Source organism: Hominiventricola aquisgranensis (genome assembly GCF_040096225.1).
In the GTDB taxonomy this organism is placed as follows: Bacteria; Bacillota; Clostridia; order Lachnospirales; family Lachnospiraceae; genus Hominiventricola; species Hominiventricola aquisgranensis.
Genome location: NZ_JBBMFC010000001.1, coordinates 36,236 through 51,103 on the forward strand (window position 1 = coordinate 36,236; position 14,868 = coordinate 51,103).

Annotated in this window: 4 protein-coding genes; all 4 read left to right on the plus strand. The window is 44.8% G+C overall.

Annotation, left to right across the window (positions count from 1 at the left end; translation table 11 throughout):
• The first annotated feature begins 236 nt into the window (after positions 1-236).
• Positions 237-2,867: a pyruvate, phosphate dikinase gene (gene ppdK, locus WMO62_RS00165; protein WP_349143391.1), complete on the plus strand. Its 2,631-nt coding sequence runs from the start codon at positions 237-239 to the stop codon at positions 2,865-2,867.
• Positions 2,868-3,334: 467 nt separating this feature from the next.
• A complete protein-coding gene (locus WMO62_RS00170) occupies positions 3,335-3,961 on the plus strand; it encodes a TetR/AcrR family transcriptional regulator (protein ID WP_349143392.1) in 627 nt (208 codons plus the stop codon).
• 527 nt (positions 3,962-4,488) lie between these two features.
• Positions 4,489-13,026 (plus strand): hypothetical protein, encoded by an 8,538-nt coding sequence (locus WMO62_RS00175; RefSeq protein WP_349143393.1) that lies wholly within the window; start codon positions 4,489-4,491, stop codon positions 13,024-13,026.
• 543 nt (positions 13,027-13,569) lie between these two features.
• Positions 13,570-14,859: a M18 family aminopeptidase gene (locus tag WMO62_RS00180; protein WP_349143394.1), complete on the plus strand. Its 1,290-nt coding sequence runs from the start codon at positions 13,570-13,572 to the stop codon at positions 14,857-14,859.
• Positions 14,860-14,868 lie beyond the last annotated feature (9 nt).

The window sequence follows — 14,868 nt, forward strand, 5'->3', positions numbered from 1 at the left end:
TGTCGTCGAAAGACGGCAGGATTTTTTTGACATATTACCACCTTATAAATTGAACATCTGTTAATAAAATGTCAAAAGTTTAGCGTGATAAAGTGAATAATATTGTATAAACTGCACAAAAGTCGGTTGACAAAACATTTATATGTGTTACAATAAATATGTGCGCATAGTAGGCCTGGCAGCTACACGATGCGCATTTTTGATTTATATTTTTTATATTATTAGGAGGGCATGTAATGGCAAAGTGGGTTTATCTTTTCACAGAGGGAGACGCTGGTATGCGTAATCTGCTGGGAGGCAAAGGTGCCAATCTGGCAGAGATGACGAATATCGGACTTCCGGTTCCGCAAGGATTCACGATCACAACAGAGGCGTGTACACAGTATTATGAGGATGGTCGTGAGATCAACGAAGAGATCCAGGGACAGATTAATGAATATATTGTAAAAATGGAGGAGATTACCGGCAAGAAATTCGGGGATACCGAAAATCCTCTTCTGGTGTCTGTACGTTCTGGTGCGAGAGCATCCATGCCGGGTATGATGGACACTATCTTAAATCTTGGTCTTAATGAGACTGTTGTAGATGTTCTGGCGCAGAAATCCGGTAATGCTCGTTGGGCATGGGACTGCTATCGTAGATTTATCCAGATGTATTCTGATGTGGTTATGGAAGTGGGCAAAAAGTATTTTGAAAAGCTCATTGATGAGATGAAAGAGAAAAAAGGTGTGAAGCTTGATGTTGAGCTTGATGCTGACGATCTGAAAGAACTGGCTAATCAGTTTAAAGCTGAATATAAAGAGAAGATTGGTGCTGACTTCCCGGATGATCCGAAGGAGCAGCTGATGGGGGCAATCAAAGCAGTCTTCCGTTCCTGGGACAACCCTCGAGCAAATGTATATCGTCGTGACAATGATATTCCGTATTCCTGGGGTACTGCAGTTAATGTACAGTCTATGGCATTCGGAAACATGGGAGATGATTGCGGTACTGGCGTTGCATTTACCCGTGACCCGGCTACCGGAGCAAAAGGTCTGTTCGGTGAGTTCCTGACTAATGCACAGGGCGAGGACGTAGTTGCTGGTGTTCGTACGCCGATGCACATTAGTGAGATGGAAGAGAAGTTCCCGGAGGCATTCAAACAGTTCAAAGAGGTTTGTGAGACTCTGGAGAAACATTACAGAGATATGCAGGATATGGAGTTTACTGTTGAGCACGGAAAACTGTTCATGCTGCAGACCCGTAATGGTAAGAGAACTGCAAAAGCAGCCCTGAAGATTGCCTGCGATCTGGTAGATGAAGGTATGAGAACACCGGAAGAGGCAGTGGCTATGATCGAGCCGCGTAACCTGGATGCACTTCTTCATCCGACCTTTGATGCAGCAGCACTGAAGGCAGCAACTCCAATCGCAAAAGCACTGGGAGCAGCTCCTGGAGCAGCTTGTGGTAAGATTGTATTTACAGCAGAAGATGCAGAGAGCTGGGCAGCAAGAGGCGAGAAAGTTGTTCTGGTTCGTCTGGAGACCTCTCCGGAGGATATCACTGGTATGAAAGTATCTCAAGGTATCCTGACCGTCCGTGGCGGCATGACCAGCCATGCAGCAGTTGTTGCACGTGGTATGGGCGCATGTTGTGTATCTGGATGTGGTGATATCATCATGGATGAAGCAAATAAGAGATTCACTCTGGCTGGAAAAGAATATCATGAGGGAGATGTGATCTCCTTTGACGGTTCCACCGGATGCATCTATGATGGTGCGATCCCGACTGTTGATGCTAAGATCGCAGGTGATTTCGATCGTATCATGGGATGGGCTGATGAGTACAGAACCATGAAAGTAAGAACCAATGCAGATACTCCAACAGATGCAAAGAAAGCACGCGAGCTGGGAGCTGAGGGTATTGGTCTTTGCCGTACTGAGCATATGTTCTTTGAGGGAGACAGAATTGACGCATTCCGCGAGATGATCTGTTCTGACACTGTAGAAGAGAGAGAAGAAGCACTGTCCAAGATCCTTCCGCTGCAGCAGGGAGACTTTGAACAGCTGTACGAGGCTATGGAGGGAGAACCGGTTACCATTCGCTTCCTGGATCCGCCTCTGCATGAGTTCGTTCCGACTGAGGAAGAGGACATTAAGAAACTGGCTGAAGCAAAGGGCAAGACGGTTGCAGATATCAAAGCAATCATTGATTCTCTGCATGAGTTTAACCCGATGCTGGGACACAGAGGATGCCGTCTGGCAGTTACCTATCCGGAGATCGCCAAGATGCAGACTGCAGCAGTAATCCGCGCAGCAATTAACGTAAGCAAGAAGCATCCGGATTGGAAGATCGTTCCGGAGATCATGATCCCGCTGGTAGGCGATATCAAAGAGCTGAAATATGTGAAAAATATTGTTGTTGAGACTGCTGATGCAGAGATCAAGGCTGCAGGCGTTGAGATGGAATATGAAGTAGGTACCATGATCGAGGTTCCGAGAGCTGCTCTGACTGCAGACAAGATTGCTGAAGAGGCTGAGTTCTTCTGCTTCGGTACCAACGACCTGACTCAGATGACTTATGGATTCTCCCGTGATGACTCCAGTAAGTTCATGGATGCATACTTTGATGCAAAGATCATCGAGAACGATCCGTTCGCAAGACTGGATCAGAGTGGTGTAGGTCAGCTGATGAAGATGGCAATTGAGAAAGGTAAGAAAGTCCGTCCGACCCTGCACTGCGGTATCTGTGGAGAGCACGGTGGAGATCCGTCTTCCGTAGAGTTCTGTAATGAGATCGGTCTGGATTATGTATCCTGCTCACCGTTCCGCGTGCCGATCGCAAGACTGGCAGCAGCACAGGCAGCACTGGCTCAGAAAGCAAAATAAAGTAATTCTGAAGAATATAAAAGCCCGGCGATCCGTATGGATCGCCGGTTTTTTTGAGTGGTGTTGTGCTTGAAGGCATGTGGTTCTATTCTGTGTTGTGCCTGCGATTGGACAATTTTCAGTTGTTAACAATGTGAATGCTCCAAAATCTTGTCAAAAGAAGGGGATTTTCATGCACGTTGGATAATTACTGCACTTGCCAGACACTGATTATCCATTTATTTTCATATATGGGGCTTTTCTGTTATTCATTGGATAATTGCCATGAAATCAGGTTGCAAATTCTCCAATATCGGTGCGAAAAACTTCACGCGAGGATGTATTTGGCGGGCCAGTTACTTCGCCGCTCGCCGCGCTTGAATTGTCCAAATCTTGTGCCAGAATAAAGAGTATGCTATAATCAAAAAAGAATTATGCAAAAAATCAGAAGAGTGTAAAAAGAAGGGATTATGAGGACAAAGGGGATTATGCAGACCAAGAAGGACGAACGGAGAGAGAAAATATTAACGGAAGCCTATCGGATCTTTGTGGAGAAGAAGATCGAGCCGGTGAGCATGGGAGAGATTGCAGAGGCGGCAGGTATCGGAAGAGCGACTCTGTTCCGGTATTATTCCAGCAAACTGGAGCTGGTGATTGCGGTCTGTACCAGAGAATGGAAAGCATATCTGGATGCGCTGGATCAGGTGCGTCCGATCAGTTCTGTGGGAGAGATTCCGGCAATCGGAAGATTGATTTTTACACTGGACAGTTATATTGAAATGTACCAGTCCCATAAGGCATTGCTTTGCTTTAATGATAATTTTAACCATTATGTAAGCCATGAAGGATGCGAAGAAGAGCAGCTGGAGGAATTCCATGCAGCATTGTATTCTGTGGATACCCGCCTTCATATGATGTATGCGAAAGCGAAAGAAGACAAGACCTTCCGGACTGATATTCCAGAAGAAGAATTTATGCGGGTGACCGTGCATTCCATGATGACAGCCTGTGCTTACTATGCGGGTGGTTTTATCTGGGGATCTCAGAAAGACAGAGATTATACGCCAGAACTGCTGCGGATCAAAGAAATGATATTGAATTATGTAAAGGTATAAAAAGGCACTTGATTTCTCAAATGCCTTTAGTTATAATCTACTTAGAAAGTGAATCGGATGTGAGTCCGATTTGCCCTCAGTTAGAAAACTAATAAAGAGATAGCATCCTGACTTTTGCGAGGGTACGGGATGCTATTTCTTTATGTCAAAATGATTATCTATGTACGATAGAGCCGCAAAAACTACTAGCAATAAAGTTAAAACTTCCATTGTGTTCATAGGGCATCACCCTCCTTTGGTACTAGAGGGCATCTGACATCGGAAAATCACATCCTGCTTTCTGTTCAATTATGCAAATAGTATAGCAAAAAACAAGTGGATATTCAATAAAAAGTACGAAGCTGCCGTAATACGAAAGATGTATTGCGGCAGCTTCTTTGCATAGATTCCGCAAAAATATAAAGTATAAACGCGAATAGATTGACACCCAGTCTCATTTTTTATAAAATACTGGTGAGACGTGCAGTCTCATACGAAAAGAAAAAGAATCAGACATAGATACAGAACATGGAAAGGGAGACATGCATATGAAAAAGACTGGGTGGAAAGAACTGAGGAAACGACTGTTGGCGCTGGGGATCGCTGCGGTGATGATAGGAAATACAGTGGATTTGTCAGTGCTGCCGGTTCTGGCACAGGAAACAGAAGATACCTCGATGGAAGGTGGTTCAACGGAAGAATTCGCAAATGAATCTGAACCTCAGAAGGAGGAAACTTCCAATGTAGATGGCAACGGCGAAGAAACAGGCGAAGTATCTGAAAATACAAATTCTGAGCAAATTTCCGAAGAAGATGCAGATAATGAAGAAGAAATCACAGATGAAGCAGTTCTGGATAGCGAACAGACAGGAGCAGATTCTGCGCTGGTGATGTATGAAATGACAGACTCTTACGAAGTAGCAGCACAGGCGGGCGAAGCAGCACTTGAAGTGACAAAAGATGGGGAGAAAGCCAGGGAGTATGCAAGCTTTGATGCATGGGCAAGCAATGGCACGATCAGCGGGGACTACATAATTAAATTGTTGTCTGATATTACCCTTACTCAGACGCTTACCTTTGTAAATGGAACGATCACTCTGGATCTGAATGGAAAGACCCTGAGTACAGGTGATGGAGATACTGTTAATGTGAAAATTACATCGGGTAGTAATGTGACGATTACATCGACTGACAGTAAAGGAACACTTACCGGAAGGGCTGGAACATGGAACCCTTATGGTACAGTTAAAATAGAGCGCGGTGGAAGTTGTACCATAAAGAATGATGTATCAGTGAACAATAGCAGGAATACTAATAGCAGAGCCATCTACAATACCGGCGGAAAACTTGCAATTGAAGCAGGTGCAGCAACTTCCGCATACACTGGAAATCCTTCCATAGAGATTAGCGATGACGGTACTGCAAAAATCACAGGTGGTGATTTTAAGGGAGGAATCGTTGTTAAATCCAATGCCGGGAATGTTGAGATCGGCGGTGGAACTTTCAGATATAATTCCAATACAAATTTTGGAGCCATCTGCAATCGAAAAGGTGATGGAAAACTCAGTGGAATCATAAAAACAGGCTACGGTATAAAATTATCAGATGGCAGTTATGTGAATCTGGACAGCGAGGACACAATTACAGAAGATGTAAAGGTTGTGAAATATCCGCTGTATTTCATAGAACAGCCTGTAATTGACACGACAAATGCACAGGCATTGGTCGGATATAAAAACGCACCAAAACTGACAGTCCAGGCCACAGATGGAGAGTACACGGATGGGATTACCTATGAATGGCGTGTGAAAAAGACATTGGAAGAAGCAGAAGCAACAGATGAGGCCATTTCTGATGTAAATTCCCGGACTTACCAGATTCCTTCAGGACTTACAGTCGGAACCTATGAGTATTATTGTGTTGCATCCAAAGGGAATGATACAGCAACCTCCAATCATGTTATGTTCACGGTTACTGCCGGATATGTGCAGACAACGATCGATGGAATGACAGCGGAATATCTGTCCATGCAGGAAGCATTGGCAGCCATAGACACAGCAGTAAAAGATGCGAATGAGAAAACGTTGGATATTACGCTGACACTGCAGAAAGACATCAATATCCATGACAACAATGGAGCTTCCATCGACTGGACATTAAGCAGTGGAAATGCAGAACAGATCAATGTTACATTGGATCTGAACGGGAAAAGGACAAGTACCGCGCAGAATGGGAAATCCTATTTGAGGGATCTGAAGTTAACATTTTCTGGTACGAATGTCAGTTGTATGTTGAAGGACTCTGTGGCAGGGGTAAATGGAACATCTGACAATGGCAATTTGTTTGGTATTGTTCAAGTAAGCAATAATGCAAAACTGAATGTAGAAAGCGGAAAATATGAGCAAATCAATATAGGGTCTGATTGTGAGATTAAGGCAGGTTTTTATGCTGCGCTTAATGCTTATGGTGGTTCTCGGTTAAAGATTACCGGTGCAGACACGCAGGTAACAAAGTTATATGCAATACATTACAGTGAAAATAATGAATCTACACAGGCAAATCGGGCAAAGATAGAATTGTCCGGTGGAACTTATGGAAACATTTCAATTGCGACAAAGCCTGAGGTAAATGATCTGAATAATCAGACAGCCGGTTATGCCATTATGGATATGCTGGCAGCGGATCAGGCATATTTTGCATCAGGCAGGAAAGTGACTGTGCCAAGAACACAGACGGAATTGAGCAGTGTCCGTGTTCTTTCGGCGGATACAGAGGAAGATCTGTCTCAGGCGGTTGTGAAACTTGTGCTGGATGAAAAGACCAGTTATTACGATAGCTGGGGAAATGCAATCAACTATCTGATCAATGATAAAGCGAATGTGCAGAACAGCAAAAAGCTGGAAATTATCTTACTGAAAGATATAACGCTTACGGAAGCCATTGCAAATGATCAGCCGGTAACATTACCGGAAGAAGTGGTCTTGAAATCCGATGATGGTCAGCACTATACATTAGCGGGACCTTCTGAAGATAAAAAAATCCTGATGGTGAATAGCCACAGCAGATTGATCATAGAGAATATCAATCTGAAAAATGGCGTGTTCTATATGCTTGCCAGCAGTGATTTGATTCTCAGAGATGCAATGCTTGAGAATACAGGTCGCTATATGATTAACCTAAATGCGTCTTCAGGAGGCACATACAATGTTTATCTGGAAAAAGGAGCAACGGTAAGTCCTGCAGAGGTATTTGCACATTCAACGGTAAATATCTATTATGGAGCAGAAACAACGAGTTTTGCGTTAGCAAAAGGTTCATACGGAACACTGAACCACTGGTACTCACTGACTCTACCGGAGAACGTTACGCTGCCCGGCACAGAAGAGGGTGGAGTGAATGCGAATTGTGTTAAGGAAAATGATGACAATTGGTATGGTCTGACTGGAGCAAAGATCACTGTGGGAAATGAGATCTGTACAGGCTATCAGACTGCAGATCATAAAGCGATTACTTTGAAAAATAACACATTTACCATGCCTTCCACAGTAGTGACTCTTCAGGGACATCAGACAAATGATTCATGGAAATGTAAAAACTGTGGGAAAACAGATCTGGCACAGGCGTATGCCAATGGCGGTCTCAGAGTGGAAGGATTGGAAGAACGTACCTTTGATACCTGGCCACAGATGCTGACCAGAGTAGTACTGTCCGAAGGTGGAAAGGAACAGGAACTGGTCAAGCCGACATACAAAACTTCTTATGAGTATGGCAGTAAAGGTTTGCAGAATGGAGGTCAGGCACAATATTATGTAGATTACAATAATTATACAAATGCCTATACCTATGGACCGGAAGATAAGGAGTTTGAAGCTGACAAGGCACCAAAAGCAACCATCACCGGATTGAAGGATTGTTTTGGTACGGTGGAGATCTACTATACCATTGGCAAAGGAAGAATTGCGGAGATCAGACCACGTATTATTTATGGAGAGGAAGGAACAACTCCGAAATATTATGATGGCAGCTCACACATGGCGTGGACGGTTTCGTTTGATAGTTTTCCTGTTCGGTTTGTGCCTGATGCGGTAGATAAAGAACAGATACCAGCGTCTATATTTGATGGGACAAGTATTGAACAATGGAAAAGCCGGTATATAAATAATTATGGAGCCATAGACGGAAATGTATTCAAGTATACATTATACTACAGCTTAGATGAACAGAAAAGCTGGACAGATGTCACAGTGCAGGATTTGGTTAATGTAGCAAGAAATGGCTATTTCGTAAAAGATGCCGGCAATTATCCATTTTATCTGAAAATGGTAAACAGTGACAACTGCGAAGATTTTATTCACGAATACACGGCAGTGGTACAGCCTGCGGATCTGTCAGATGCCAGCGTTACAGTAAATGGAAAAGATGAAAATTATGCAGCTTATTATACGGGAAATGCGGTAACTCCGAGTTGGACTTTTCAGTATAATAACGGAAAGAAGTCTGTGGATCTTGTGAATGATACTGATTATACAGTGTCTTATGAGAACAATACGGATCCTGGAACAGCTACAGTAACCTATACCGGAAAAGGCAATTACACAGGAACCAGAACTGAGAATTTTGAAATCAAATATGCGTTTGTACCGAAGCAGACCACGGCATCAGCAGACCATTGGTATAATAATAGGTATATTATTTTTAACTATTCCGCGTCAAATGATGAGAATAGTGATTCTAAGATATATACTGCATCAGCAGAAGCAGGAGCCGGGCTGAGTGAAAATAATTATTGGATTTATGAAAATTTACAAGACGCTGTGAATAATGAGAATGGAAGTCCAAACTATTATTCGGATCTGGAAGAAGGTGTTTCCAACAGAGTCATTTATATCAGAAACTTGTCTACCGGCTATATCGGAGCACCCGTACATCTTACCTTACATGTAGACCGGACCGCACCTTACTGGACGGATACAGATGGCAATGCCGGAGATTATGGTATCCAGATCAAGACGAACTGGTTTCGGACACTCCTTAATAAGATCAGCTTCGGATATTTCTATAATGACACGAATCTGGAAGTGAAGATACGTGCCAACGATGCCAAAGCAGGTATCGAGACCAGTGGTGTGGATAAGTATTACTACTATATTGACAAAATCACGGATCCGTCAGGCGAGATCAATGCGAAAACAGTTGAAGAACTGGATGCACTGCGTAATGGTGGAAAATTTACCGAAGCGGAAGCTAAGGGTGACGGGATTGTATCTTTCACTGTGAGTGACAGTGCCAACTTTGTAGTGTATGCATATGCAGTAGACAAGGCGGGAAATCAGAGTAATTACATCAGTAGTGATGGCGTGATTTTTGATAAAGATGCGCCGGTTGTGAATGTAAAGAAACCTTCGAAAGCGGACGGAACCTTGAAGGATATAGAGGTGACTCTGAAGGTTACTTTGGATGAGGACGCGACACTCATGTGGTTCTTCGTATCTGAAGGTGTGTTTCAGGAGGGTGATAACTACACTTATGAGGAATGCAAACAAGATATCGAAGACTATATGAATAGTGATTCGAAGTATCCACAGTTTGCAACTCAGGAAGATGGAAAATGGATGCCGCGAGTTACTGGATACACGGATAACGACAATGGATTTTCTTATGGTGTGTGGAATATTCGTGAAAAGGGACCTGATAATAGCTCTTCAAATAAAAAATTTATTGCCAGCTACAGACCTGTTATCTTTAAAATAGAAGGCAAAAAAGGTGAAAATACTGTTAAAATAAGCGATTTTGGAAAGACAGATTATTATTTTACGCCCTATCCAAATAAAAAAGTTGCAGTCTGGATCGCAGCCATTGATAAGGCGGGCAATATAACAGCACCGGTGCAGCCCCTTGAATACACCACCACCAAAGCCATGCCAAAGGTAGAGAAGGCACCGGAACTGAATGGTACATATGGAGATGCGATTAAGAATCTGGAGTTGACACCTGGTGTTGCAAAGTATGGTGATACAGTTGTTCCTGGCACATGGCAACTGACCGATACAAGGGATACCGTATTACCGGTGGGCACACCCGAGACTGTCGAAGTGACATTTACACCAGATGAAAGCCTTCAGGATCAATATGAAAGTATCAAGGTAAACGTAGTTCCAACGCTTCAAAAGCGTAAGATTACGATTCAAGTCGAGAACATGAAGAGCACATATGGGAATCCGCTGCCGGGAATCAATGAGATTACATTTAAAATTGATGATACTACACCACTGGTAAACCTCGACACGAAAGAGGCGATTCAGAAGACATTGCAGCTTACAGGTAATTGGGGACAGGAACAATATCCGTCTGCAGGCAATTGGGGATTTGCAGTTTCATCGAATAGTGCGAATTATGATGTGACTGTGAAATATTATGAGGACCTGTCAGATACGACGAATGAACAGACAGGTGGTGGTATCCTTCATATTGCAAATGTACCGTGGGAATTTGTAAAAGCTGAAGGCTACCAGGCTACATGGGATGTTACCTATGGAACAGATCCATTCTCACTGGCTGTGGAAGGAAAAATTGGAGAGAACAGACTTACCTACACCGTAGAAGATGCGAAGGATGCCGATGGAGTTGAGATTCCTTCCAGCGAGATTAAGGAGAAACTTCTCCACATTTCTGATGATGGTAAGGTGACAGTCAAAGGTGCAGGAAGTGCTACAATCAAGATCTCCGTGCCTGACTACATAAAGGCAAATTATACAGGAGCGGAAGGTTCCGTAACCGTCAATGTCAATATTGCAAAAACCACGGTTTCACCGGCAACAGAAGTACAGGTTGCTGGTACACTGAATTATGGGGAGCCTTTATCAAAACTGGATCTGACAGACACTGTATTTTACAGAGCGGGATCGACGGTCGAAGTGCCGGGAACGATTGCGTGGAAAGAGCCGGATGCGATACTGAATGCAGGGGCGCAGCGAGCAGAATATGTATTTACACCGGACAGTACCGTGGCACAGAATTATGAACCTTATGCAGGAAGCATTTCTGTTACGGTAAATAAAGCAACGCCGACCATTGAACAACTTCCGGTGCCGGGAGAGTGTATTTATCATCCGGATCTGTCATATGACAAGGAACTTTTAGGTGCTGCGGCGAAGAGTCGGGGTGTTGTAACTGGCATTGATGGCAAACAGATCAACGGCGAATGGAAGTTTAAGGATCAGACAGTGAAATTATCTGTTGGAATCAGTTCGCAAGAGATTTATTTTGAGCCAGAATCGACTGATTACAACGAAGTAACCGCATTTGTGAATGTAACGGTGGTAAAAGCAATTCCTTATATCAGTGAACAGCCAACAGCAACCTATACCCATGGTGATTGCCTGTATAATCAGCAGCCAGTCGGCGGAAAAGCCATCTGTGGAGATGGAAAAGGTGGTGAGCCAGGTGAGACAGGAACGACTACAAACGTACCGGGAACCTTTACATGGAAGTCAGCTTCCGGCCAGCTCACACACACGGGAGACAATGGGAAGGAATTCGAGTATATTTTCACACCGAGGGATACGACCTCTTATGAGACAGTGACAGGTAAGACTACAATAACAGTCAATCAGGCACAATATCCGCCACTGAATCCCGTAGGTGGAAATGGTGTTATTTATGCGCCGAATTCCTGCGAAAAGGTTGGAAATGTAGAGCTGCCACAGGGTTGGAAGTGGTCTGATGAAGATAAAGAGAAAGGTCTTGTGGTGGACGAGTCTCGGGCAGATGTACATGCGGAATATACGGGAGCAGATGCTGCAAATTATGAATTGACAAAAGTAAGCCTGACGGTATACCGTTCAAATTGCAATCATGTCCAGACAACCATTGAAGGGGCGAGAGAGGCGACCTGTGTTGCAACAGGAACAACAGGAAATGTAGTTTGTGTGATCTGCAAAAAGACCGTGAGCAGCGGTTATCCGATCCCGAAGGATCCGACCAACCATACCTCATTGACTACGAAAGTGATCAAAGTAGCAACGACCACGGAAGAGGGGCTCATGCAATATGAGTGTACCGCTTGTGGCTATAAGGAGACGAAGACCATTGCCAAGCTTCCGGGTGGCAATAATCATACGGGCACTGGATCTGGCGGTTCCGGTTCGAAGCATCACCACAGCAGTTCTGGTAGTTCAGAAAGCAGTGCTGGTACCACAGCTTCAACCACACCGACCTTGCCAGCGGCTCCGGCAGAGACGCCGAAGACCAATCCGTCCACAGTGAAACTTCCGGGCACGAAGACGGAAGCACAGAAATCTGCAGACGAGACTGGCGTAAAAGAACCGTATGTAGCAGGCGATACAGGCAAGAGTGGCTGGGATCTGGTTAAAAATGAACTGCAGGATGCATGGAAGGATGCAATGCAGGAGAATCAGGATCAGACAGATGGTTCGGCAACCGTTACTGTCAATATGAATGATGCGACTGTCGTGCCGGGCGACATTTTTGACAGCATCAAAGGACAGGACATTAACGTTGTCTTCGACATGGGCGATGGCATCACCTGGACGGTTAACGGTATGGATATTACCGCAGATCAGATGAGGGATATTGACCTTGGTGTGACCACAGGAGCGGATGCCGGACAGAGCATTCCGGTGGACGTGATCAATAATGTGTCCGGTGAGCGTTACTCCATGAATCTGTCGCTGGCATACGACGGAGAGTTCGGTTTCCAGGCGGTGCTGACGGTGAACATGGATCAGAAGAATGCCGGACTTTACGCAAATCTCTTCTATTACAATGAAGATTCCGGCGAACTGGAATTCATCAGTGCCGGTGAAATCGGCACTGATGGAAATGTGGATCTGACCTTCAGTCATGCATCTGATTATGTAGTCGTGATCAATGCACAGCCCATGGATGTGGAAGCTGCAGATACGGATGCTTCGGACGCCGCAGATGATGCACAGCAGGCGGGTGCCGCAGCGGTTGCTTCTGGTCAGAATTCAGGAACCATGATCTGGATCGTTCTGCTGGTGATTGCAGTGATTCTCGCAGGTGCAGGCATTGTGCTTGTGCAGAAGAGTAAGAAGAAAAATTAGAGACTTGAAAATGGTGGCGCTACAGATTGTCTGGTACATCTGTGGCGCTGTTATTTTATGTGTGTATATTCCTTGTTGGACAATTCACATGTGCCAAACAGTTGAGTTAGCCAATTCTTCTGTAGATGAAGTCTAGGTCATGGCGCGTTTGGAGAATAGTTGCCCTGAATGCGCGGTGATTGTCCAATGAGTGCCGGAAAATGTTCTCGCGGAAAGTTGATTGGAGAATAAGGGATTGAAGAACGCAGGAATTATCCAAAGAAGGTGCAAAACAGCAATCTGTGAAGCTGGAATGGACAATTATCCTCAATACAGCGTCAGAATTCTCCAACAAACTTGCAAAAACCAGTAAATCAAGAGAAAAACGGACAATTACTGTCTGTCAGAGTTCCCAATTATCCAATCGCCAGTAGGAAGGCTTCGCGCGAGAAAGTGACTGGCTGGTCAGATGCGTCTCCTGTTTTTCCGTTGGAAATCCATCTGAGTTATGGTAAGATAACAATTAGTAGATTTGCATCATCGAAGAACTGGAGGCACATTAACATGAGAAAGACAGACAGTACAGAGAAGTTAACAACGCTTATCAAGGCAGCAACTTCTCCATTTCACACAGCAGCGGCAATTGTAAAGGAGCTTCGGACAGCGGGCTTTGAGCCACTGGTCATGAATCGGCCATGGCAGCTGGAAGCAGGCGGAAAATATTATGTGGAGCAGTATGGTTCTGCTGTTGTTGCATTTACGGTTGGAGATCAGGTGCAGGCGGAAGGATTCAGGATTGCGGCAGCGCATACAGATTTTCCGGGGCTCAGGGTGAAGCAGCAGGCGGAGATTTTAAGAGAGACCTATGCGCAGCTGAATGTGGAAGTATATGGAGGTGCGATTCTTAATACCTGGTTGGACAGACCGTTGTCTGCTGCCGGACGGGTGGCACTGAAAAGTGATGATGTGTTTCATCCGCAGATGCGTCTGGTAGATTTGAAGCGGCCGGTATTTATCATTCCCAATCTGGCGATTCATCTGAACCGAGATGTGAATAAAGGAGTGGAACTGAATCGTCAGAAAGACATGCTTCCTTTGGCTGGTATGGGTGGAGAAGTGGTATCCAGAGATTTTTTCAGAGAATTACTGGCGAAGGAGCTGCATGTGCAGCCAGAAGAGATCCTGGATTATGAGATGGGACTGTATAATGCAGATCAGCCGGAATATGTGGGGATTCATGAAGAATTTTTAAGTGCGCCGCGGATCGATAATCTGTCAGGTGTACAGGCAATCCTCACCGGTATCACGGAAGGAAGCCGGGAAGGCGGCATCAATGTGGCGGCATTTTTTGATCATGAGGAAGTGGGAAGCCGTACGAAGCAGGGGGCAGGCTCCATGTTTTTATCCATGGTACTGGAGCAGATCAGCATCGGTCTTGGACAGGAGCGTCTGCAATTCCTTCATTATCTGGCTGACAGCATGTTTCTGTCAGTGGATGTGGGACATGCATATCATCCTAATTATGGGGAGAAGATGGATCCTACCAACCACAGCATTCTGAACCGGGGATTCTGTATCAAGGAAGCCAGCAGCCAGTCTTATGCTACGGACAGTCAGGCTATTGCAGTGATCGAACAGATCTGCAGACAGGAAGAGATTCCTTACAGTAAGTTTTTCAATCGCTCAGACGGAAGCTGCGGAAGCACCCTTGGTTCTATTGCCTCCAGTATGGTGCCGGTGCCGACGGTAGATGTGGGGGTTCCGATCCTTGCCATGCATTCTGCGCGGGAGCTGATGGGCAGACGGGACGAGCAGGCTCTTTCAGATATGATCCGCGCTTACTATACGTTGTAAAATGAAATG

Bases quoted from the DNA above. Each gene is read 5' to 3' on its own strand.
- ppdK (WP_349143391.1), top strand. From the start codon at position 237: ATGGCAAAGTGGGTTTATCTTTTCACAGAGGGAGACGCTGGTATGCGT.
- WMO62_RS00180 (WP_349143394.1), top strand. From the start codon at position 13,570: ATGAGAAAGACAGACAGTACAGAGAAGTTAACAACGCTTATCAAGGCA.
- WMO62_RS00175 (WP_349143393.1), top strand. From the start codon at position 4,489: ATGAAAAAGACTGGGTGGAAAGAACTGAGGAAACGACTGTTGGCGCTG.
- WMO62_RS00170 (WP_349143392.1), top strand. From the start codon at position 3,335: ATGCAGACCAAGAAGGACGAACGGAGAGAGAAAATATTAACGGAAGCC.